Consider the following 21,796-nt stretch of genomic DNA (forward strand, 5'->3'; position numbering starts at 1 on the left):
TAATTATGCCAAGTTGTAGAAGTTTCAGTTCAGTAAAGCAAATAAGCTTTATTACAGAAATTTCGATTAATTGGCATGAGTTTATATCAATAAAAACCGGGGTTTGGAATTATGAAAATCAAAAAATTACTAGGAACATTTTTGCTATCCAATATAGCGATCGCACTTTTTTTATCTGCCAATCCAGCAATGGCAGCAACTGTTAGCGCAAATCATCACTCCACCTCTTCAATCTTGCTAGCTGACATTAAAACCAAATACGTCAAAGATGCTGACGAAAATCTCGATTCAGCTTTAGAAGCAATGAACAATGCGGCTGAGGCTGAAAGCGATGCAGATGCAGTGCAGTATTTCGATACAGCTATGGAACATTTGAAAAATGCCGCCACTGCTTTGAAAAAAGGAGGAATGCTTGATAACGCAAAAAAAATAGAAAATGCCATACAAGCTTTAAATGATGCTGTTGAAACTGATTCAGAAAAACAACAAGATAAACTGATTGAAATCGCAATAGATTCTCTCAATCAAGTAGATGAGGCTCTTAAGGCAGTTTTGAATTAAAACTTAAAAGTGATAAATCAGGATTTAGCATCACTCATAATTTATAAATATTCAACATCTAGGGGCAGGCTTTCAAGCGTGCCCCTATTGCTTAGAATACACTCCAAATGGGAACGAGACGAGATGTGTATATACGGTAGCCTACAACCAGAGAGGTCTATTTTTGTGAAAAACACTGTAATTCCGTAATTCGGAAAACAAGCTTGTATGAATTTAAAGGTAGAACATATGAGAAAGCAAATATGACCGAACAAACAACTCAAATACCCAACTTATACGCTTTATTGATTGGTATTGACTACTATCTACCAGGTCAATTACCGGATGGAGGTTATTATGCGAGCCTTGGAGGATGTGTACGCGATATTAAACGGGTAGAGGATTACCTCAAAAAGACGCAGAAGCCGAAGCAAATCTTTAAGCTGACATCTTCTAATACCGGTGCTACGGAACCACCCGAACCTAAAGAGCAATTGCCTACTTACGAAAATATCGTTGCGAAGTTTCACGCAATTACTGAGATAGCCCAAAAAGACGACCAAGTTTATATTCATTATTCTGGTCATGGGGGGCGTGCAAAGACAATCTATCCAGAATTAAAGGGCGCCGGACAACCGGATGAAGCGCTTGTACCGATGGATATTGTCAAAACAAACGAACGCTATCTCCGAGACGTTGAAATTGCAACACTCTTGAAAAAGATGGTGAATAAGGGGTTAGTTGTGACAGTGGTGTTTGATAGCTGTCACTCTGGAGGTACTACACGAGGGGATACGGCAATTCGAGGACTGGAAGGAGAACCGGACACGACATCACGACCTACAGACAGCTTAGTGGCATCGCGTGAGGAATTAATTAATAACTGGCTTGAGATTACAGGGGGAACAGCTCGCAAAGCTAATGCAGGTGATTGGCTTCCGGAATCGCGAGATTATGTTTTGTTAGCAGCTTGTCGCCCTTCGGAGTATGCTTATGAGTCTGTATTCAATGGTAAGGAGAGTAACGGAGCGCTTACTTACTGGATGCTAGATACTTTAAATAACCCAAGTCCAGACTTGACATATAAATCACTTTACGATCGCGTTTACGCCAAAGTCCAAAGTCAATTTCAAACCCAAACACCGATGCTATTTGGCGAGGGTGAACGTCAAGTTTTTGGCAGAAGTTACGCAAATGTACATTATACAGTAAATGTTCTCAACGTAGATACTGCTAGAAATCGGGTGCTATTAGATGCTGGTAGCGCACAGGGACTCGGTGAAGGGGCAAGATTTGCCATTTATGCACCAGGTACAACAGATTTTAGCGAGAAAAATAAGCCATTAGCGATCGCCCAAGTTACGGCAGATATTACTCCCGCAGACGCTTGGGCTGCGATCGAGCCAGATTCGCTGCGTGGAGATATTCAGCAAGCATCTCCAGCAATTATGTTATCAGCTGCGATCGCACTTGTGCGGCGAGTTCGTCTGTTTGAGAAAAAAGACGATAGCACGAAATTGATGAAAAGTCAAACGGATGCACTCACAGCAGTCAAAGCTGCAATTCCGAGAACTGGCAAAGGTTGGGTAGAGTTAGCAAATGAAGGTGAACACTATCAAGTTGCGATTAATGCTTCGGGCGAGTATGAAATATGCGATCGCAACGGTACGCCATTTCCTAATTTACGACCAGCGTTGTTAGCAAGCGATGCGGATGCAGCCCAAAACGTAGTCAAGCGCTTAGTTCATCTGACTAAATATCAGGCTGCCCAAGAACTGGAAAATCTTTCAGTTTTAACTAACAAATTGGTAGTTCAGTTAACTGACAGAAACAAAAAGCCATTAGCTGACCCTACTAAACAAACATTGCAAACTGGAGAAAATACATTTTTATATATCAAGAATGAGTCTAACCAAGACTTGAATGTTGTCGTCATGGATCTTCAGTCAGATTGGGCTATTTCTCAACTTGACATATTAGAAGATGGGGCACCTTTTGTCACTTTTAACCCCAAGCAAGAAGAATTGATTCCCTTAAGTTTCAAACTGCCAGAGGGGTATCAAGAAGGTAAAGACATCTTAAAGGTATTTGCCACAGTTAAACCTGCTAAATTTCGCTGGCTAGAATTACCATCTCTCGACAAACCGATTCAAGCCAAAAAAGCAGCATCATTTGATGAATATGACGAGAATACACCCAGAGGTGGTGGCGATCCGCTTGATAAACTTTTGTCAGCTATTAGTGCCGATCCTGATGAAGTACCTCCTACCCGTGAAGCACAACAAGTTATGAGTTCAAATCGCGGCTGGACGACAAAAACTGTGACAATCACTGTGAAAGCGAATTAATCCCGCAGGCTGGAAGCCTGGGGCTACAAGAACAAAGCCTGCCTCCGCAGGCTACAACATATTAAGTCCGCGTAGGCGGACTTTGTTCGTTTAGCCGCGACTTTAGTCGTCGGATCTAAACGATTGAACAACAATTGATTGAGAAAACAAAACTATGACCGAACAAACAAACCCAATTTCAGACTTAGAATTTCGTCAAGCTTATGTTGTAAGTTCAGAGTATGAACCTGTGAATCAGGGACACTCTATTATTGTGACAATTGGTATCGATAAATATGAGCAATGGTCTCAGCTTCGTAATGCAGTAAATGATGCTGTTGGTATTCAACAGGTTTTAGTTGATAAGATTGGGTTTATTGCACCTGTACCACCCCTACTTAATTGTGATGCAACTAAAGATGCAATTTTAAATCTTGTAGAAGGACAACTATACGAAGTTTTACAACCAGATGATAGTCTTCTGTTATTTTTTGCAGGTCATGGACACACTCGCGTTGACAAAATCGGCGGTAAAGAACTAGGGGAAACAGGTTTTATAGTTCCTGTAAAAGCACGAAAACCCGACCCAAGAGAATATTGGAATGATTATATCGAAGGTAGATTCTTTCCTAAAAGCTATTAGCAGGCTTCCCGCAAGGCACATTTTAGTTATTTTAGACTCTTGCCATAGCGGTTTTGCTTTAGGCGAAGCAATGAAAACTTTCCGAGATGCTGTGCGATATGAAAAAGACCTAAATCGTCGGATTAGTCGTAAAGTTATCACATCAGCTCGTCGGGAACAACCCGCTCTCGATGGTGGTTCTATCCCCGGTCATTCATTGTTTACTGGAACAATAGTTGATGGTTTCAATTGGGGAAAAGCTGACCTAGATGGTAATGGAATTATTACCTCTTCAGAATTAGGTTTATTTGTTCAGCAAAAAGTTGGTCAAGCATCGGAATCAAAACAAACTCCTGACTTTGGCTCATTTCATCTCGATGATCGAGGCGAAATGGTGATTTCGTTAAGAAACCAAAGTTTTGATGCTTTAAAAGCCCGTGCTTTTTCAGCATTGCAAAATGGTAATTTTACAACTTTTAAGGAACTTGTTGAACAAGTTATCTCTATCAAACCTTCTAGCCCAGAAGCTCTTTATTTGGAATATAGGCTTAGGTTAATTGAAAATAATTTAAATAGAGTTAGTGAGATTATAGATGAACTTGTAAAACTTAACCCAGAAGAAGGAACAATTCCACTTTCATATAACGACGTTTGGAAGATTCAAGCACAGCTTTCGTGCTGGAAACCTGTACTGGCAATTCCAGAATTAGAATTTCCGCTTGAAGTGACCTTGCTTGTAGGTGAAACCGAAGAAGAACTTGAGGAAGCCAAAGAACAGACTATTGGCGAAAGTAACGGCTATTTTATCGAGTACGAAAAAAGGTTTCAATTTAGTATAAATAACTCAACTAAAGAGCCAGTTCATATTTACATGATTGAAATTCATGCAAACGGGTGGTTTGAACCAAGTCCACTTTGGGATGATGAGGATGTTATGTGGAATGGATTGCTTCCTGGAGAGACAAAACTTAGCTACCCATTCATTCAAATAGGAAGTGTTGGTATATCTGAAATCCGCCTATTTGCCTCACCCAAAAGGCTGCGATTTTTTCTTTTTCCTCCTTCTTTTGGCTCAAGGAGTGTCTTTGTTGAACATATTGAAAGCGATGACTTGGAAAAAGTAAGCATGAAAGCTATTCGTTATACGATGACGAAAAACTCGCTCTCTGTGAATAAGTAAAGATGCGATCGCTCTTTCCTAGAAACCCGGTTTCTTCAAGAAACCGGGTTTCTCTTGACTCAAACCGCACAAAAAATAGGGGCAGGCTTGAAACCTACCCCTACTTCTGGTATAATCCGCCCAACTGCGGCGGCTACGAGTCTTAAGCTATCAACTAAATCCACCATGTCTTCTAAAGACAGCGCTTGACGGGCATCAGAAACGGATTTTTCCGGTTCTGGGTGACACTCGATAATTAACCCATCTGCCCCACAAGCTACAGCAGCCTTCGCCACAGGTGCTACTAATTCCCGTTTGCCGACGGCGTGGGAAGGATCGACAATTACGGGTAAATGAGTAATTTGCTTCAAAGCCGCAACAGCCGCTAAATCCAACACGTTGCGGGTGTAATCATCAAAGCTGCGAATACCTCTTTCGCACAGTACCACATTCGGGTTGCCGTGACTTAAAATATATTCGGCTGCCATGACGAATTCTTCAATTGTCGCGGCTAAACCACGTTTGAGGAGTATTGGCTTACCGGCTTGTCCTAAAGCTTTGAGCAAGTCGAAGTTTTGCATATTGCGACTACCAACTTGAAGCATATCAGCATGGGTGGCGATCGCTTCAATTTGCGAGATTGACATAACTTCGGTGACAACTGGGATATTGTAATGCGATCGCACTCTTGCTAAAATTTCCAGTCCTTCTTCTCCCATTCCCTGAAAAGCGTAGGGTGACGTTCGCGGCTTGTAAACACCGCCACGCAAAGCTTGTACGGGCGCAGCAGATAGCTTTTGGGCGACTGTTTCCATCTGCTCTAAGCTTTCCACCGTGCAAGGTCCGCCGATAATCACCAGTTCTTTACCGCCAAAAGCGACTTTTTCAGAGACATTGACGATTGTTTGGTGGTGAAGATGAGATTGTGAAGCAAGTTTGGCATTAATCACTCTTTAGATTCTCCTTACAATAAAAAAGCCCAGAACTTTTAAGTTCCGGGCGCGTTCGATACATCAGCATGACGCTATTCACCCGGTGCTTGCCCCGCGCCAAAAGTAAAAACCATAAAACCAGCTACCGAAATGAGTCATCACGCTGAAAATCTCCTAAAAAAACAAAAACCGCAGAGTTCGCTCTGCGGTTCACCGGGCTGTTTCCACTGGGAAACTTGACTCACCCCCGGTGAACCACCCTAAACCAAAAATAAAAGTAGGAATTACTGCTTAACATTTGCGCGGTGCTTTGTTGTGAAATTTCATGTAAAACTACATTAACAAAGAAATTAACACAGCGCCCTAAACGTTGTCAAGGCTCCCACCAGACCAAAAAAGAGTTAGAAGTTAAGAAGCAAGAGTTATGAATTAGGAGTTAGGAGTTAAAAGTTATGAGTTAAAAGTTATGAGTTAGGAGTTAGGAGTTATAAGTTATAAGTTATAAATTATGATTGCGACTCCCCCACTCCCCCACTCCTCCACTCCCCACTCCTCCACTCCCCACTCCCCACTCCCCCACTCCCCCACTCCCCACTCCCCCACTCCCCACTCCCCACTCCCACCTTAAGTTTGATTATGCCTAGTTCCAAAATATTAGCCGTGCCTTTAAATTACCAAGGAGTTTACCCTTGCCCAGTCTGTCGTGTTGGTAAAATTCGCGACATGCATTTAATGGAGGCTATGTCTTGTGACTTCTGTCATGAGATTTTTACCGTCAATCTAGAACAACAGCAACTGAAAATGCCTTCTCGTCAACCACCGCTGACTTGGCGGTGGAATGGCTTTAATTGGACAGAAACTCAGTTGGAAGGTGTGGAATTGGGTTGGGGTTATGCCCTAGGAGCCATTGCTTTTGTGCTTTTTCCGACTATTATCATCGGCATAGTCGCTTACAATTTTCCTTTAGATCCACATGCTCCGATTACTTGGTTGCCTTCTATCTGGACTTGCTTAACCTTTTTGGTGCATTTCTCAATTATTGTTTGGCTGTTGATTGAGATTTATCAGATTCCTCTTAGCGCGTATTGGAGAGGTATCGTCCGATGGAGAGAAGTGCGAGCGACGGTTACGAGCGCTCGGAACTTCCAAGGAAATGGCGTTATCAGAAACGGGGAATAGGAAATAAGGAATAGAAAATGGGAAATAACCCTCTGTTTGTACCAGTCGCTAGTATTATTTCTTATGCATTAAAGAAAATTATGTCACTGCGTCAGGTAGCATACAAGTATGTTTTGTTGGGCAGAAAACTACTGCCGAAGAGCGTGAGATATCAAGAAGCGTCAACAAGAACGGGATAGGGTGTGGGGTGTGGGGTGTAGGGTAATTGGTGGGAGCTTGAACCCACCACTCTCTTATAGACCACCAAATCGAAGATTTTGGGGGAACGCAAGTACCCTATTGGCTCCGGGGCGGGGTGTACAAAAAGAAAGTTTTTTCTTCTCCCCTCACACCCCACACCCACACCCTACACCCTAGTTTTGGTCAAGTTGGTAAAAATCTCACGGATGGCGGTAAAAAATGGCGGAATATACCGTTATCTACCCAACAAAACCTAAATTTGCGCTCAAATTAAGCAAATAAAGGGTTGCATCACTTCACTATTAACTTGATTTTCCACCAAAACGTCTTATGAGCGAGCTGGAGCGGTACTATAGAGTCTTGGAATTAGAACCCGGAGCAACACTGGAGGAAGTAAACCAAGCTTACAAAGATTTGGTTTTTGTGTGGCATCCCGATCGCATTCCCTTAGATAATCTCCGCTTGCAACAAAAAGCACAAGATAAGCTGAAAGCAATTAATGAAGCTCGTGATAAATTGCGCTCTTTTAAGGCAAAGTATCAAGTTTCACAAACTTCATCACCTTCTCAACCAAAAAAGTCTGACTCACCAACTCAGCAACCACCAAAGAAAAGCTCAGACTTGAGTGGCAAAGACTACAGTCGGGCAAATTTGAGCAACAAAGATTTATCTGGCAGAAACCTGAGTTACTCTAACTTGAATGGTGCTAATCTCAGCGATACTTTTATGCACAAAGTTAATCTTAGAGGCGCCGATTTGTCGGAAGCAAATTTGTTTCGGGCAAATTTACTTTTAGCCGATCTTCGAGAAGCTAATTTGCGGAATGCGAACTTGATTGGAGCGGATCTCAGTGGAGCAGATTTGCGGGGAGCCGACTTTACAGGAGCAAGAATTCGCTCTGGCGATCGCCTGCTTGTAAAACTAATTGGTGCTAATTTGTCTGGCGCAATTATGCCTGATGGCACAATTCATGCCTAATTAACGTCACGTTTGTGACATTTAGGCTTTCATCTATTACGTATTTTAACTTGTTACGAAGTTACATTTATCCAACAAATAGCAATAACAACTTGTATTCTCTCGTTGAAATTCGATCTATGAAACTTTCTTTGAATCTACTGATTAATTAACTATTAACACTTCATTGTAACGGGTTTATGTAAGTCATAAAGCTGAAATACTTTTGTGTGGTAAGTTTAATTTTGTCAACTGGGAATTGTTGGTAAGGCGGTATCCTTCAAAATTCATGCGGGCGCGAATTATAAATTATGTCCGCATGAATTTTGAAACTTTTTTCATCACCAAACCTACCATAATTGGTACAGGTTTAGGCTTATCGATTAGTTCCCAAATTATAGTAGAAAAACACGGCGCTATTTTTAAGCATAGCAAATCTGATATTGGCACATAGTACAACAAAAGCGATCGCATACGCCAATTCCCGCACCAATCTATAAGCGCGACCAAAAGCGGAAATTCCCTACTAGCTATTAGTCACAGTTTCTAGTTTTGCCATATCTACGCTTGTATATCCAGAGGTTTACATCGCGCAATTTTGCAAATTAAACCAATATGCCTTAGGGCATAAAAAGCGATTATTTTTATTCTCTGATGTAAGTTGTATTGTCATTCATGACCTGCAATATGAGAAACTTGGCAATATTACCTAAAAATCAAATTTAACATGAGCAGCACAATTTCTGATATTACAGTCAAAACCATCAACGGTGAGGAAAAGCGACTAAAGGAGTACGCTGGTAAGGTACTCCTAATTGTCAATGTCGCTTCTATGTGTGGTTATACCCCCCAATACGAAGGATTAGAAAAGTTAAACCAAATGTATCGAGATGCAGGGTTACGTATCCTCGCGTTCCCCTGTAATGATTTTGGTGAGCAGGAACCAGGAAGCAATCAAGAAATTGTCCAATTCTGCACAAACAACTATGGCGTTACTTTTGAGTTATTTGATAAAGTTCATGCTAAAGGTTCGCAGCAGCACCCACTTTATGCACGACTCACTAATGCTGTGGAGCCAACCGGACCGATTTCTTGGAACTTTGAAAAATTTTTAGTCAACAAGCTTGGTGAGGTAGTAGCTCGATTTAAAAGTAGTGTAAAGCCATATTCACCAGATTTAATTGCCACTCTAGAAGGAGAATTAGCAAAATAATTGGGTAGTGGGTAATGGGTAGTGGGTAATGGGTAGTGGGTAATGGGTAGGAGTACTTTTTTACAACGCTCCAACTCACAACTGACAATGCTCCACCTAACAACTAACAATTAACAAATTCGATAATTTCTACCTAAAGTATGATGAATATTGCAATCATTGGTTGTGGTTATGTAGGTTATGCGATCGCTCGATATTGGCAACAAAATTCATCTTTTATTGTCACTGCCACTACAACCACTCAGTCGCGTGTTCCAGCACTTCAATCAGTAGCCCAAAAGGTTGTAGTAGTCTCAGGAAATGACTCAGAAGCTCTACAATCGGTATTGCAAAATCAAGATGTTGTACTGCTGAGTATTGGTGCAAAAAGTGCCAATGTCTACGAAGAAACTTATCTCCACACCGCTACAAATTTAGTTTCCGTCTTGCGGCAGATTCCTAGTGTAAGACACTTGATATATACAGGAAGTTATGCAGTTTACGGTGACAGAAACGGTGCTTGGGTTTCGGAAGAAACACCTGTTACACCTGCCAATTCCAATGGAGAAATTCTCAAGGGAACTGAGGATGTGCTGCTATCAGCAGAAAGCGAAAATCTCCGGGTTTGTATTTTACGATTGGGGGGAATTTATGGATCAGATAGGGAATTGGTAAAAATATTTGGTCGAGCTGCTGGTACAACCCGTCCCGGCGATGGTGAGGATGTAACTAATTGGATTCACCTTGATGATATTGTTGGTGCGATTGAGTTTGTCCGTCAACACAACTTACAAGGTATTTATAACTTAGTTGATGACGCACATCTTAAAAGTCGAGAATTGCTTGACACTTTGTTTGCCAAACACAATTTACCTTCAGTTCAATGGGATTCTTCCCAAACAAGTAATCGTCCGTATAATGCGAAAGTGTCGAATCAAAAGATAAAAGATGCCGGATATCAATTGATTCATCCACAAATGATTTTTTAGTAGATATTAAATTAAGGCTGGGTATGCAACAATTATCTTCAACAACAGCATCTTCCACCCAGTTTTACACTTGGGATAATTACCGTTGCGCTTACGAAGTTCATCAGCCAATTAATGCGACACCAGAAGGTATTCCCCTACTTTTAATTCATCCTATCGGTGTTGGGTTATCGCGGCAGTTTTGGCAGCGATTTTGCCGCGAATGGTATAATGCAGGTCATCGCAATTTAATTTACAATCCTGATTTACTAGGATGCGGTGAAAGCGATATGCCTCATGTGGCTTACACTCCTAGTGATTGGGCAAAGCAGTTGCAACACTTTTTACAAACAGTGGTGCAAAAACCTGTAATTTTAGTGGTGCAAGGTGCTTTGTTTCCTGTTGCTATAGAATTGGTTAAAAGAGAAGTAAATTTAATTGCTGGACTTGTGCTTTCTGGTCCTCCAGCTTGGGCTGTAATTACGAAACAATCACCCAAATGGCAGCAAAAATTAACTTGGAATTTGTTAGATTCGCCTTTTGGTAATCTATTTTATCGATATGCGCGACGTCAAGAATTTTTACGTTCTTTTTCAATTCGCCAACTTTTTGCTAACGGCGATGCTGTCGATGAAGAATGGTTAAATACTTTAATTGCAGGTGCAGAAAATATCCAAACTCGTTATGCGGTGTTTTCTTTTTTAGCTGGATTTTGGCGACAAGATTATAGTAACGCGATCGCCTCGATCAAACAACCAACTTTGGTAGTTGTCGGCGAAACTGCTTCCAGCATCAGCCAAGCAGGTAAAAATGAATCACCACAAGAACGCTTGGCTGACTATCTCGCTAGTTTACCTCAAGGTCAGGGAATCAAAATCACTGGACGAAATGTCCCACCATATGAGTCTACCGCTGAATTTGCTCAGGCGATCGCCCCATTTATCGATGAAGTTTCTCAAAGCGTGAAAATATCTTAATTTCATGGAATTTCGCTTTTTAACCTAGTTTTTTTGCAAAACTGGGTTTTTAGCACACTTGACATGTCATAATCATTATGAGTACGCTTAATGTGAACTATTATTCAAGGAACCAAATTCATGTTGTCTAATAAAGAAGGACAAAAAGTACCACAAGTTACTTTCCGGACTCGTGTGAACAACGAGTGGGTGAATGTTACCACCGATGAGTTGTTTGCTAATAAGACAGTGGTTGTCTTTTCGTTACCAGGTGCTTTTACACCGACTTGTTCATCTACGCATTTGCCTGGTTACAACCAAATGGCAAAAGCCTTTAAGGAAAATGGTGTAGATAGCATCATTTGTATTTCCGTAAATGACACCTTTGTGATGAACGAATGGGCAAAAGACCAAGAGTCAGATAATGTAATATTAATTCCCGATGGCAACGGTGAATTCACTGAAGGCATGGGAATGCTAGTAGATAAAGCAGATTTAGGTTTTGGTAAGCGATCGTGGCGCTATTCTATGCTAGTGAAGAATGGCGTAGTTGAAAAAATGTTTATTGAGCCAGACGAACCTGGAGATCCGTTTAAAGTGTCGGATGCAGAGACAATGCTCAATTACATCAACCCCGAAGCTGCAAAGCCCAAAGCTGTTTCTTTGTTTACAAAAGTGGGTTGTCCTTTCTGCGCTCGTGCGAAGGATATGCTGAAGCACAATGATATTGATTACGAAGAAATCGTTTTAGGTAAAGATGCTTCTACACGCTCTCTAAAAGCGGTTACAGGTGCGACAACAGTTCCCCAAGTATTTATTGATGGTAAGTTAATTGGCGGTTCTGAGGCGTTAGAAGCTTATTTAACAGTAAAATAAGCAACAATTCTAGTAGTCTGGCAATCAAAGTATGCGGGTTGTCAGATCCCCGACTTCGTAAAAGTTGTTGGGGATCTCCCAAACCAGTTGTTTAAAATCTATGCTAGTTGTCACTCCTCATGTAACAATTTCTGAAGGAATATTAATTACGTGAGTGAGGATTGGTGGAAATGGATGTAAGTCTGATTGTGTCTAACATCTTGAATCCACCTGTTTTAGCTTTCTTTTTGGGGATGTTGGCAGTTTTGCTCAAGTCGGCTCTAGAAATTCCCCCACCTTTGCCGAAGCTGTTTTCACTGTATCTTTTATTTGCGATCAAGTTTAAGTCCGGTGTGGAATTAGTCAAAAGTGGTATCAATCAAGAAGTAATTCTGACGCTTTTGGCAGCAATATTAATGGCGTGTGTTGTTCTGTGTTTATACATTTTTTATCTTAAGGGTAAAACTTGACGCTTATAATGCCGGAGCGATCGCTTGCCTGTGATTTCGCCCGTGCATCAGTCTCAGGTTGAGACTTGAGTTGACGACAAAAACTTTCAAGCTAAGGTTTTGTGGGCAATGGGTGATTTGTGAATCTGTAATTGTTCGCCGTTTGAGAGATGTGTCCACAACAGAGGCATATAAGCTTTGCAGATTGCTTCCACATGACGATGATCGGTTCCACAGCAGCCCCCCAACACGTTTAAATTCTTCAATTTATCTCTCAACTCGCGGTATTGATTGCCGAGCTCTTCTGGGTTGCCGTCATCTAATTGTGCCGCCTCATTCAGTTCTGCATGACTCTTAGTAGAAGCATTGGCTCGGATGCCGCGAATTCTGTCTAACCACGGTTCGCCAACCTTTAGCACACTTGCGAAGTGAGTTGGATGGGCACAATTAATCATATAATAGGCAGGTGCATAATCTGTGGCGACATCGACTTGGGCGATCGCCCCTGAGAGAGTTTGCTTTGTTGGCAATCTGCCATCCGTTTCAACCGTAAAGGAGATCGCCACAGGCATCCCGGCTGATTTGGCTGCACGGACAATACCAATAGCTTCTTCGACATAATTTATGGTGATTGCGGTTACCAAATCTGCATCCGCATCATGGAATATTTCAATTTGCTGTCGGTGATATTGCTGTGCCTCATCCTCAGTCATCAAGTCAGCAGGATTATACCCATCACCACGAGGTCCAAGGCATCCACTAATTACCATCCTGGTTTTCTCAGTCTCGTATTTATTCCGAATGTCATGGAGTAGTGCGATCGCCCTACGGTTCATATGAGCTAAGGCTTCACGGTCATAACCAAGTTTTGTGCCCCAATCTGGATTTGCACGCCACGTTGCACTCTCTAGAACAAGTCCGACTTCATAATCTCTGGCAAGGGTGGCATAGGTGCGGAAGTACTTCTCAAGAGCTTTATACCCTGCGTCATACTTTAATAAATCAAACGCCGCGAACTCAGGTAACTCCAGTCCTTCACGAAAGATCAGCGTGGTTTCAATCCCACCATCAGTAAGAAACAAATCACTCGATAATTGCGGCAAATTGTTTCTGTATCGTGCCATTTTTAGTCCTCCTGTTGGTTGATATGGTTGACGATCGCCATTGTGGATGTCGCATCTAGGACTTACGCATTGACAAAAATCTGCTGTATGTAAGTCAGACTTATTTGCAATATTTCCTTCTTTAATTAAATGCAAGCAAAATCAACTTATGCAATGCCTGAGATATAAATGGGAAGTTTTTTTTAGATGCTTGAGATCGCAACCCTTGACTTAAACCTTTCATCTTGGTAAAATATAAAAGACCAATCGGTCGGATATATTTCATGTCTAAAGGCGAAGAAACCAAAGAAAAAATTTTGCATCAAGCAGCGGAACTGTTTAATCAACAGGGGTATGCTGGTTCGTCGATTTCTGACATTATGCGTGTGACAGGATTGCAGAAAGGGGGAATTTACAACCACTTCAAAAGCAAAGATGAGCTAGCGTTATTGGCTTTTGATTATGCGATCGCTCAAATCAAACAGCATTATCGAGTTGCATTGCGAAGCAAACGCCATGCAATCGAACGTTTGCAAGCAATTATTGACGTATTTCGCAGCTTTGTAGATAATCCTATCATCAAAGGAGGATGTCCGCTGCTGAATACGGCAATTGAGAGTGATGATACTCATCCTCAGTTGCGCGATCGCACTCAACAAGCGATGAATTCTTGGCGGGATATGATTTGCCTAATTATCCAAAAAGGTATTGAAAAAGGCGAAATTCGCTCAGAAGTTGATGCTGATGAAGTTGCAACTATCATTATTTCCACACTTGAAGGAGCTGTAATGATGAGTAAGTTATACCAAGATTCGATTCACATGGAAAGAGTCATCAAGCATTTAAATAATTACATTGAAACCTACTTACAGATATAAATAACCTGCGATTTTATTCTACCTAAATTTTGTTCAATATTTGTAGAGACGTTCGGTCCGGAACGTCTCTACCAGGAATTATAAATTGAATATCTAATATTTTGATTTTGTACAGACCGATTGTCCTGAAAGCCTAAACCCCAAAATAAAATGCAACAAAAACCTTTTCGTCTAATTACAATTCCCGTGAGTCATTATTGCGAAAAAGCACGTTGGGCATTGACAAAACTAAAACTTACTTACGTCGAAGAAGCGCACATGCCGCCATTTTATCGACTTGCAACTAATCGTGTTGGCGGAAAATCTACTCCGGTTTTGGTAACGGGAGACGGCGTTTTTACCGATTCGACTGATATTTTACAATATCTAGATAAACTTGTTCCTGACAACGCTAAACTTTATCCTAGTGACTTTCAATTGCGCCGACAAGTAGAAGAACTAGAAGATTTATTTGATGAGCAACTAGGACCAGCTACACGTCGTTGGGGTTACTTTTATACGATAAATGATTCCCAGTTTATCAAAAAAAGATGGACTCAGGGCGTTCCTTCTTTTGAGGAGGCATTATTTCCTGTCGTTTATCCTTTGATGCGTCCGATTGTTCGCAAAGCTTTTAATATTAATTCTGAGTCTGCTACACAGGCTTATGAACAAATTAACAGCGTTTTTGAGAAAGTAAATGAGTTGTTAGCAGATGGACGTAGTTATTTAGTTGGAGAGAAATTTTCAGCCGCAGATATTACTTTTGCCGCGCTTGCTGCACCCGTTATATCGCCACCAGAACACCCAATAAAGCCGCGTCCTTTACAAGAGTTGCCCGATTCGTTTGCATCAAAAATTAGTGCCTTTAGAGAAACTCCAGCGGGTGCTTATGTGTTGCGTTTGTATCGCGATAGAAACAGTTAATTTTATTGCTAAGATGGTGATACACTATAGATACACATCAACAGTGTGGGTGCTTAATATATGTATCACCGCATCAATGTGACACTACCGAGTGAAACCTTGAAACAACTTGATGAGTATGCTCCTAAAGGCGAACGCAGTCGTTTCATCGATGAAGCAATTCAACATTACATTAACCAAATTCAAAAACAAAAGCTGCGAGAACAATTGCAAGAAGGATCTATTCGCAGGGCTGAACGCGATACTCTTACAGAGTCACTCCGTGAACGCAATTTAGCTTTATACTGGTTTGTAATTGAGGAAGAAGTATGGCAGCACGAAAGCTAGCCATTCCTCAACGAGGAGAAGTTTATCTAGTCAGTTTCGACCCAACAGTTGGTGCTGAAATTCAAAAAACTCGTCCGGCATTAGTGTTGCAATCCGGATGTTAGCAATGAGTACAGCCCAATTACAATTGTTGCTGCCATTACGTCTAAATTTGATGAACCTCTTTATCCCACAGAAGTATTAATTAAAGTTCCGGAAGGGGGACTGACTATCAACTCGGTCGCGTTGCTCAACCATATCCGCTCAATTGACACTCCCCCGACTAATCAAACGACTAGGTAAACTAGAAGAATCGACAATGAAGCAAGTTAATCAAGCTATTCAAATTAGTTTGGGTTTGGTTGAGCTTTAATTAATAGACGAAATTTTTAGGATTTAACTATGGAGCCGATACAAGTGATTGGAGGTGGATTAGCGGGAACAGAAGCAGCGTGGCAAATAGCGTCTGCGGGAGTCCCGGTGATTTTTTGGGAAATGCGACCAAAACGCTTTAGTCCGGCACATCATACAGAACATTTAGCAGAGTTGGTGTGTAGTAATTCCTTTGGGGCAATGGCAAGCGATCGCGCTGCCGGTCTTTTGCATGAAGAATTGCGTCAACTCAATTCTATAGTCATTTCCAAAGCTGATGAACACGCCGTTCCCGCTGGTGGTGCGCTAGCTGTAGATAGAGGGCAATTTAGCCAAGATTTAACCGAAACTTTAGCGAAACATCCTTTAATAGAATTTCGTCGCGGTGAAGTACCCGCGATTCCTGAGGGAATTGTCGTCTTAGCAACCGGTCCATTAACCAGTCCCGACTTAGCAGAAGATTTGCGACGCTTCAGTGGAATGGAATATCTCAGCTTTTTTGATGCCGCTAGCCCCATCGTTGTGGGAGAATCGATTAATCGCGATATTGCTTTTATGGCATCGCGCTACGACAAAGGGGAAGCTGCTTACTTGAATTGCCCGATGAATAAAGAGCAGTATTTGCGGTTTTGGGAAGAACTCCGTAAAGCTGAACAAACCGAATTAAAAGATTTTGAACGGGAAACAGCGAAGTTTTTTGAAGCTTGTTTGCCCATTGAAGAACAGGCACGACGCGGAGAAGATACCATGCGTTATGGTCCGGTGAAGCCTGTAGGATTGTCAGATAGTCGCACTGGGGAACGTCCTTACGCGGTGGTGCAGTTGCGGCAAGAAGATAAAGCCGGTCAACTTTGGAATATGGTAGGATTTCAAACTAATCTGCGTTGGGGCGAACAAAAGCGCGTATTTCAGCTAATTCCCGGTTTGGAAAATGCCGAGTTTGTGCGTTTGGGTGTGATGCACCGCAACACCTTTATTAATGCCCCACAGCTGATGTCTGCAAGTTTGCAATTTAAACAGCGTCCAACATTACTTGCAGCTGGGCAGTTGATTGGTACTGAAGGCTATACCGCAGCATCTGCCGGTGGTTGGCTGGCGGGAACGAATGCAGCGCGGTTAGCTTTGGGTAAAGAAGCCTTGACGCTACCGAATACAACAATGATGGGGGCGCTGTTTGAGTTTATAAGTTCCGCTTCGCCAAAGCATTTTCAACCGATGCCGCCGAATTTTGGTATTATACCAGAATTGGGTGAGAAAGTCAAGAGTAAGCCGGAGCGTTACGGACGTTATCGCGATCGCTCTTTAGCTGACCTTGCTGCATGGAAAGTTCATCAGTTATAGGGCATTGGGAATTGGTAATGGGTAATGGGTAATGGGTAATGGGTAATGGGTAATGGGTAATGGGAATCGGATAAATTCTTCCTTGTCTCCCTTGTCTCCCTTGTCTCCCTTGTCCCTTTCCCCCTCCATTGATAAGGTGAGTCGGATTTTGGGAATACTCTTCATGGTGTTTGTGATTATCAAAAACAACATGAAAGTGCGATCGCTTCCAAAAAATCTGGTATTTTGCGGCATTTTGTCTGTATTCTTGGCGTTAATGCCAGTATATGCAGCGCGAACTGCAAACACAATTGACACTTTGCGACAACAGCAGCAACAAGTTAAACAACAGCGTCAAAATGTTGTCAAAGAACGCGATCGCTTAACAAATCTTCAGCAATCAGCGCAACAACGTCTCACTGGTTTAGAAAAAAATCTGCAAACTACCGACAGTCACATTACTGACAGCGAATTGCGGTTAAAAGTTGCTAGTGAACGTCTTCAACAATTGCAAGCTGATTTAGGTATTTTGGAACGTTCATATCAAGATAGACAAACAGCGACAATTGGGAGATTGCGCTATCTGCAACGTTCTCCAGCATCTGTTGGATGGGCAGTTTTACTACAAAGTCAAAATATCAGCGATTTTCTTGACCGTCGTCGGCAGTTAAAGTTAGTTTATCAAGCCGACCAGAAAATTTTAGCAAAACTCACTCAACAAGCAAACCAGATAAACAAGCAAAAAACCGATGTAGAAGAGCAAAAAAATGAAATTGCTTTGATTCATCAGCAGTTGTTAGCGCAAAAAGCCGATTATCAAGGACAAGCAGAGTTACAGTCAGATTTGATTTTACGCTTAAATAGCGATCGCCTAGCTTTGGAAGCAGCGCAAAATCAACTTGATAAAGATTCTGAAGCTTTAAGTGTTTTAATTCAACAAAAGGTAGCCGAAGCGCAAAATAAAACTAACAGCCGCAACAGCATCATTCTTCGGGGAACTGGTATAATGGCGTATCCCAGTGATGCTTCTACTAGCAGTCCTTTTGGTTGGCGAATGCATCCTGTTTTAGGATATCGCCGCTTTCATGCAGGTTTAGACTTTGCCGCTAGCTATGGCAGTACAATTCGCGCCGCAAATTCCGGAACGGTGATTATGGCTGGGTGGTATGGTGGTTATGGCAACGCACTCATTATCGACCACGGCAAAGGCATTACTACATTGTACGGTCATACGAGTCAGTTGTTTGTTTCCGAAGGGCAAATAGTGCAGCGCGGACAAGCGATCGCTGCTGTTGGTTCCACCGGTTTATCTACTGGTCCTCACCTCCACTTTGAAGTCCGCAGAGACGGTACACCCGTAGATCCCGCGAATTTTCTTTCTTAGAGAAACCGGGTTTCTTAGAGAAACCCGGTTTCTGCACCAAAAGATATGTTATGCTAGATATAAAGGGCGCGTGGCTCAGTGGATAGAGCAACAGATTCCGGTTCTGTGGGTCGGGGGTTCAAATCCCTCCGCGCTCGTTATTTTTACAACAATTAGAGCGATGCGCTCCGTCAACGCCTTCTCTTTTCTATAAGAGACTGCGCCAACGGCGATCGCCCTAAAAGCCGAATGTTTAGTGAAGGTCAAAAGTAACTTTGTACTTCTTGCCCGATTGAGGAACGTTGCGATTAACTAAATCTGAGACTGTCTTGGTATTTTCAATTATTTCCAAACCCACAGGAGAAAAAGTGTCTTTATTGAAGATACTGGGTGATAATAAAGGATTATTTAGCGCCTCAGAAAAGGCATCAATTCCAATTACGCGTGCTACTAGGGGAGGGATAGTTGAATTTTTCCGCACCTCCTCGGCGTAGATTCCCACATAAAACTCAATATTATCAACATGACCATATAATTCTTTGAGTTTCTCTTGAGCAAATTCATCGCTGGTAATTTGCTCAAACTTCGTCACTCTGGGGAAACCACACATTTCCCGATAATCGTTGTAGCTTGCCAATTGCAGCTGTCGTCCAAGTCTGATTGAAGGTAACTCAGTTAACTCAACCAATATATCAGGGGTGTTGAATAAACCAATTCTGGTACCTGGTTGGGAACAAGTTTCCTCCATCAATGCTCCCAAACCTTTATCAATGAACATCTTATTGTTCCACAAAGATGCAGCAATATGAGTTGGTTTGCCGTCATAGGTAAATGTTTCCGGGATTGCACTATGCCAGCGATAAACAAAATCAAACTCAATTGTCATCCAATTGGGACGATACCAACTTTCCTTTACAAAAGCTTCTGGATCGGCAAACAGCTTAAAGTGATAGGGAGTTATGTGGTTAATGTACTCTTCCATGATGATTTTGAGAATAATCGCCATGAGAATATTTCTTGATGTTTGGAAGAGCCGTTCATCATCCCAATCTGGATAATTGCTTGCTAATTCATCACAAAGACGATTATGTTCACGGATACATAGAGTATTGAGCATGACATAGCCAATTTGCACATTTGCTCGTTCTACTCCCATCGCAAACAGATATTGTTTTTTATCTACGGGCAGTCTTTTTTCATCATTGATGGGTTCATAAAGACCGTCAAATTGAGGGTCAACTATACCCTGCGCTGGGTCGGCATAATAAAACAAGGGATATTCTTCTTCTACACCATCTTGGCGCTTGAGTTTCTGAGTTTTGAATTTACCTCCTTGAAAGGTTCTTAAAAGATGTGTTCGTTTTCTGGTTAAACCATAAACATTACACAAATCAATTTCATGGTTGGAAGTATTTTTTAATTTCTTCTCCTGAGTATGATCGATGCGGAGAAAACTATCGGTAAACCACTGCACCCAATAGGGAAACAGCATAGTTGATTTAGGAGAATAAATCGTTTTACCATCTCTTTTACGAAATAAAACCGCCAGGTCTTCAACTTTTGGTAGATTGCCCTCAGAGTTTAACTTTGGATCGGGTGGTAGATGTCGTCCAATATAAGTGCGATCGTTAAGTGATTCCCAGGAAGTATAAGTATCAGTTTTCTTACGAATTTTAGTATCAGGAATATTCTCATCCAGAGTCATCATACTGTAGGGATTAGGACGAGTAGGAATTTTGTAGATGAGACTATTGATCAGAGTTTTGTTAACTTTGCGTTTCAGAAATTCATTACTTTGGACAAGTTCCCAAATCCCTTTAAAGTTCGTTAAAACGAATGTCTGAAGTTTGTTATCAAATCCGTCTTTAGATGTGTCTCTTTTGGCAACCATTATTTTTTTACCTTTCTTTTTCAAATTTTGTGTTTAACGCAAGCTAAATTTCTCTGCTTCAATTGCCCAAGTCATTCAAGCAATGGAATACTTTTTGTACTAAGGCTACTGAATTATGTGCATTCACCAGACAAAGTGTACAAAAAAAATCGTTTCTTGAACTGCTTTCTCTAAATTAACTGTGAAGAGATCGGACAGTTGGTTCCTGATATTTAACTCCTCGTTTTTGATGACGGTCATCAGCAACGATAGGATAAACAATGCTGCGTAACCGATTGATGGCACCGATAGGACGATGCACAGCTAGACCATTCGCAGGAGAAAAACTGAGATTTTCCCCAAAGTCATTTTCTAGCGGAGAATCAACCTTCTGATGCTTAACTATCAGACGACCAACTGTAAAGAAAGGTGATTCCTCTTCATTCCAAGGAATGGTGGTATCATCAATCGACATCTCTGGGCTAGTTTGAAATTGGATTTGAAAGTCCCAATAGTATTCAGCATCAGGCTTTGCTAAAGCTTGAATGATATCTTCTCGGTAGTAATTGTCCTCTTTCCCTTCCTCTTTGGCACGTTGAAGCTCACTTTCTGGTCTGGACTCTAAAGGAAGTTGTTGATGAGGTGGTTGACTGGAAACCGGAGTAAATCCATATTTAATCACAACTGGATATTCCACAGGAACTCGACCTGGTTGGGATGGGTCAAAATCAGGTTTGAGTCCCAAAGAATAAGCTGAAGCACTCCAATAGCGTTCTATAAGCAAAGTCTTGGGAAACCGTTTAAAACTGGTTTCTAGAAGTGAGATTTCGTAGGGATGCAACTTTTTCCATAAAAGTATGAACGGTATAAGAAACGGAGACAGCTTTGCTCGATAAACCTGCAAAAAAAAGCCGTAGAAGTCTTTGATGGTTCTAATAAAAAAGAATTCGGTATTGTGGACAATAATATCTTGGGTTTTTAACTCGTGACTTTGCGGTAGTCGTTCTCCTTCTACCCCCATCACTTTTATAGCCATCGAGCGCGTATCTCCTTTATAATCATTCTCTACTGAAAACGCACCACTAGCAAATCGTAGCCAGACCGGATATTGTTTCGGTTTGGCAAATAAACCTTGTTTTAGGGAAATGGCAGAAAGTTGATCTGAAGTTAATGAGGCGCGTTTGCTCAATTCCTGCTTAATTGCAGCTTCATCAAAGTCAAAGATTTCTAAAGTTCCTTGAACAGCAGCGTGGGTTTTTGAGTGAGTATCTCTCTTTGCAGTTTTTTTCTTCTCACCTCCGTAAAGATTGTCCATGTTCTTTTTGACTAGCTCACTCATGCGATCGCAATATTTGGCTTCGT

Annotated in this window: 22 protein-coding genes, 1 tRNA gene and 1 pseudogene; 20 read left to right on the forward strand and 4 right to left on the reverse strand. The window is 41.6% G+C overall.

Annotated elements, in window-relative coordinates:
* Positions 1–111: 111 nt before the first annotated feature.
* The 4 genes from PI95_RS13250 to PI95_RS13265 all read left to right on the forward strand — a co-directional run bounded on the left by PI95_RS13250 (position 112) and on the right by PI95_RS13265 (position 4,669).
* A complete protein-coding gene (locus PI95_RS13250) occupies positions 112–561 on the forward strand; it encodes a hypothetical protein (protein WP_039737119.1) in 450 nt (149 codons plus the stop codon).
* 242 nt (positions 562–803) lie between these two features.
* The gene (locus tag PI95_RS13255) at positions 804–2,888 is read left to right on the forward strand and encodes a caspase family protein (RefSeq protein ID WP_039737120.1); all 2,085 of its coding nucleotides are present in this window, start codon (positions 804–806) and stop codon (positions 2,886–2,888) included.
* Positions 2,889–3,042: 154 nt separating this feature from the next.
* Positions 3,043–3,510: a caspase family protein gene (locus PI95_RS13260; RefSeq protein WP_039737121.1), complete on the forward strand. Its 468-nt coding sequence runs from the start codon at positions 3,043–3,045 to the stop codon at positions 3,508–3,510.
* Between the two features lie 70 nt (positions 3,511–3,580).
* The gene (locus PI95_RS13265) at positions 3,581–4,669 is read left to right on the forward strand and encodes a tetratricopeptide repeat protein (protein WP_236117053.1); all 1,089 of its coding nucleotides are present in this window, start codon (positions 3,581–3,583) and stop codon (positions 4,667–4,669) included.
* Positions 4,670–4,728: 59 nt separating this feature from the next.
* Here PI95_RS13265 and aroF read toward each other — a convergent pair whose 3' ends face one another.
* Entirely contained in the window at positions 4,729–5,598 is an 870-nt protein-coding gene (gene aroF / locus PI95_RS13270) for a 3-deoxy-7-phosphoheptulonate synthase (protein ID WP_039737124.1), read from the reverse strand.
* Positions 5,599–6,216: 618 nt separating this feature from the next.
* Between aroF and PI95_RS13275 the strand changes: the two genes are divergently transcribed.
* The 8 genes and pseudogenes from PI95_RS13275 to PI95_RS13305 form a co-directional block, all read left to right on the forward strand.
* Entirely contained in the window at positions 6,217–6,759 is a 543-nt protein-coding gene (locus PI95_RS13275) for a hypothetical protein (RefSeq protein WP_039737126.1), read from the forward strand.
* Positions 6,760–7,269: 510 nt separating this feature from the next.
* Positions 7,270–7,917 carry a pentapeptide repeat-containing protein gene (locus PI95_RS13280; RefSeq protein WP_039737128.1) on the forward strand — a complete coding sequence of 216 codons (648 nt, stop codon included), beginning with the start codon at positions 7,270–7,272 and terminating at the stop codon, positions 7,915–7,917.
* Positions 7,918–8,215: 298 nt separating this feature from the next.
* On the forward strand, positions 8,216–8,350 hold the full coding sequence (locus PI95_RS36785; protein ID WP_268896768.1) for a hypothetical protein: 135 nt from the start codon (positions 8,216–8,218) through the stop codon (positions 8,348–8,350).
* A gap of 273 nt (positions 8,351–8,623) precedes the next feature.
* A complete protein-coding gene (locus tag PI95_RS13285; protein WP_039737130.1) occupies positions 8,624–9,109 on the forward strand; it encodes a glutathione peroxidase in 486 nt (161 codons plus the stop codon).
* Positions 9,110–9,252: 143 nt separating this feature from the next.
* A complete protein-coding gene (locus PI95_RS13290) occupies positions 9,253–10,077 on the forward strand; it encodes an SDR family oxidoreductase (protein WP_039738178.1) in 825 nt (274 codons plus the stop codon).
* A gap of 23 nt (positions 10,078–10,100) precedes the next feature.
* Positions 10,101–11,033 carry an alpha/beta fold hydrolase gene (locus PI95_RS13295; protein WP_039737132.1) on the forward strand — a complete coding sequence of 311 codons (933 nt, stop codon included), beginning with the start codon at positions 10,101–10,103 and terminating at the stop codon, positions 11,031–11,033.
* A gap of 120 nt (positions 11,034–11,153) precedes the next feature.
* Entirely contained in the window at positions 11,154–11,888 is a 735-nt protein-coding gene (locus PI95_RS13300) for a glutathione peroxidase (RefSeq protein ID WP_039737134.1), read from the forward strand.
* A gap of 170 nt (positions 11,889–12,058) precedes the next feature.
* Positions 12,059–12,362, forward strand: a pseudogene (locus PI95_RS13305) (sodium-dependent bicarbonate transport family permease); the annotation flags it as partial.
* A gap of 61 nt (positions 12,363–12,423) precedes the next feature.
* On the opposite strand, the gene PI95_RS13310 reads toward PI95_RS13305, so the two are convergent.
* Positions 12,424–13,575, reverse strand: coding sequence for a homocysteine S-methyltransferase family protein (locus PI95_RS13310; protein ID WP_201280434.1), 1,152 nt, complete (start codon positions 13,573–13,575; stop codon positions 12,424–12,426).
* 128 nt (positions 13,576–13,703) lie between these two features.
* Here PI95_RS13310 and PI95_RS13315 point away from each other — a divergent pair, with 128 nt between their 5' ends.
* From PI95_RS13315 to PI95_RS13350, 8 genes are all read left to right on the forward strand, one after another.
* Complete coding sequence (locus PI95_RS13315; protein WP_039737138.1) at positions 13,704–14,297, forward strand: TetR family transcriptional regulator C-terminal domain-containing protein; 594 nt, start codon at positions 13,704–13,706, stop codon at positions 14,295–14,297.
* 150 nt (positions 14,298–14,447) lie between these two features.
* Positions 14,448–15,203, forward strand: coding sequence for a glutathione S-transferase (locus tag PI95_RS13320; RefSeq protein ID WP_039737139.1), 756 nt, complete (start codon positions 14,448–14,450; stop codon positions 15,201–15,203).
* A gap of 60 nt (positions 15,204–15,263) precedes the next feature.
* Positions 15,264–15,530 (forward strand): ribbon-helix-helix domain-containing protein, encoded by a 267-nt coding sequence (locus tag PI95_RS13325; protein WP_039737140.1) that lies wholly within the window; start codon positions 15,264–15,266, stop codon positions 15,528–15,530.
* Complete coding sequence (locus tag PI95_RS36790) at positions 15,512–15,634, forward strand: type II toxin-antitoxin system PemK/MazF family toxin (protein ID WP_163518861.1); 123 nt, start codon at positions 15,512–15,514, stop codon at positions 15,632–15,634. The genes PI95_RS13325 and PI95_RS36790 overlap by 19 nt, the downstream gene beginning before the upstream one ends.
* A gap of 34 nt (positions 15,635–15,668) precedes the next feature.
* The gene (locus PI95_RS36795; RefSeq protein WP_336507212.1) at positions 15,669–15,812 is read left to right on the forward strand and encodes a hypothetical protein; all 144 of its coding nucleotides are present in this window, start codon (positions 15,669–15,671) and stop codon (positions 15,810–15,812) included.
* A gap of 99 nt (positions 15,813–15,911) precedes the next feature.
* A complete protein-coding gene (gene trmFO, locus PI95_RS13340) occupies positions 15,912–17,222 on the forward strand; it encodes an FADH(2)-oxidizing methylenetetrahydrofolate--tRNA-(uracil(54)-C(5))-methyltransferase TrmFO (protein WP_039737141.1) in 1,311 nt (436 codons plus the stop codon).
* Positions 17,223–17,412: 190 nt separating this feature from the next.
* Complete coding sequence (locus tag PI95_RS13345) at positions 17,413–18,585, forward strand: murein hydrolase activator EnvC family protein (RefSeq protein ID WP_039737146.1); 1,173 nt, start codon at positions 17,413–17,415, stop codon at positions 18,583–18,585.
* A gap of 64 nt (positions 18,586–18,649) precedes the next feature.
* A tRNA-Arg gene (locus PI95_RS13350) sits at positions 18,650–18,722 on the forward strand.
* A gap of 95 nt (positions 18,723–18,817) precedes the next feature.
* Here PI95_RS13350 and PI95_RS13355 read toward each other — a convergent pair.
* Together PI95_RS13355 and PI95_RS13360 are read right to left on the reverse strand one after the other, a co-directional pair.
* A complete protein-coding gene (locus PI95_RS13355; protein WP_039737147.1) occupies positions 18,818–20,455 on the reverse strand; it encodes a peroxidase family protein in 1,638 nt (545 codons plus the stop codon).
* Positions 20,456–20,630: 175 nt separating this feature from the next.
* On the reverse strand, positions 20,631–21,796 hold a 1,166-nt coding region (locus tag PI95_RS13360; protein WP_163518862.1), incomplete at its 5' end, for a catalase family protein.

The sequence above is a fragment of the Hassallia byssoidea VB512170 genome, from assembly GCF_000817785.2.
GTDB lineage: Bacteria > Cyanobacteriota > Cyanobacteriia > Cyanobacteriales > Nostocaceae > Hassallia > Hassallia carrinoi.

What these genes read in the sequence shown, in the direction of transcription:
- PI95_RS13250 (WP_039737119.1), top strand. Translation starts at nt 112, where the DNA reads ATGAAAATCAAAAAATTACTAGGAACATTTTTGCTATCCAATATAGCG.
- PI95_RS13255 (WP_039737120.1), top strand. Translation starts at nt 804, where the DNA reads ATGACCGAACAAACAACTCAAATACCCAACTTATACGCTTTATTGATT.
- PI95_RS13260 (WP_039737121.1), top strand. Translation starts at nt 3,043, where the DNA reads ATGACCGAACAAACAAACCCAATTTCAGACTTAGAATTTCGTCAAGCT.
- PI95_RS13265 (WP_236117053.1), top strand. Translation starts at nt 3,581, where the DNA reads ATGAAAACTTTCCGAGATGCTGTGCGATATGAAAAAGACCTAAATCGT.
- PI95_RS13275 (WP_039737126.1), top strand. Translation starts at nt 6,217, where the DNA reads ATGCCTAGTTCCAAAATATTAGCCGTGCCTTTAAATTACCAAGGAGTT.
- PI95_RS13280 (WP_039737128.1), top strand. Translation starts at nt 7,270, where the DNA reads ATGAGCGAGCTGGAGCGGTACTATAGAGTCTTGGAATTAGAACCCGGA.
- PI95_RS36785 (WP_268896768.1), top strand. Translation starts at nt 8,216, where the DNA reads ATGAATTTTGAAACTTTTTTCATCACCAAACCTACCATAATTGGTACA.
- PI95_RS13285 (WP_039737130.1), top strand. Translation starts at nt 8,624, where the DNA reads ATGAGCAGCACAATTTCTGATATTACAGTCAAAACCATCAACGGTGAG.
- PI95_RS13290 (WP_039738178.1), top strand. Translation starts at nt 9,253, where the DNA reads ATGAATATTGCAATCATTGGTTGTGGTTATGTAGGTTATGCGATCGCT.
- PI95_RS13295 (WP_039737132.1), top strand. Translation starts at nt 10,101, where the DNA reads ATGCAACAATTATCTTCAACAACAGCATCTTCCACCCAGTTTTACACT.
- PI95_RS13300 (WP_039737134.1), top strand. Translation starts at nt 11,154, where the DNA reads ATGTTGTCTAATAAAGAAGGACAAAAAGTACCACAAGTTACTTTCCGG.
- PI95_RS13315 (WP_039737138.1), top strand. Translation starts at nt 13,704, where the DNA reads ATGTCTAAAGGCGAAGAAACCAAAGAAAAAATTTTGCATCAAGCAGCG.
- PI95_RS13320 (WP_039737139.1), top strand. Translation starts at nt 14,448, where the DNA reads ATGCAACAAAAACCTTTTCGTCTAATTACAATTCCCGTGAGTCATTAT.
- PI95_RS13325 (WP_039737140.1), top strand. Translation starts at nt 15,264, where the DNA reads ATGTATCACCGCATCAATGTGACACTACCGAGTGAAACCTTGAAACAA.
- PI95_RS36790 (WP_163518861.1), top strand. Translation starts at nt 15,512, where the DNA reads ATGGCAGCACGAAAGCTAGCCATTCCTCAACGAGGAGAAGTTTATCTA.
- trmFO (WP_039737141.1), top strand. Translation starts at nt 15,912, where the DNA reads ATGGAGCCGATACAAGTGATTGGAGGTGGATTAGCGGGAACAGAAGCA.
- PI95_RS13345 (WP_039737146.1), top strand. Translation starts at nt 17,413, where the DNA reads ATGAAAGTGCGATCGCTTCCAAAAAATCTGGTATTTTGCGGCATTTTG.
- PI95_RS13355 (WP_039737147.1), bottom strand. Translation starts at nt 20,455, where the DNA reads ATGGTTGCCAAAAGAGACACATCTAAAGACGGATTTGATAACAAACTT.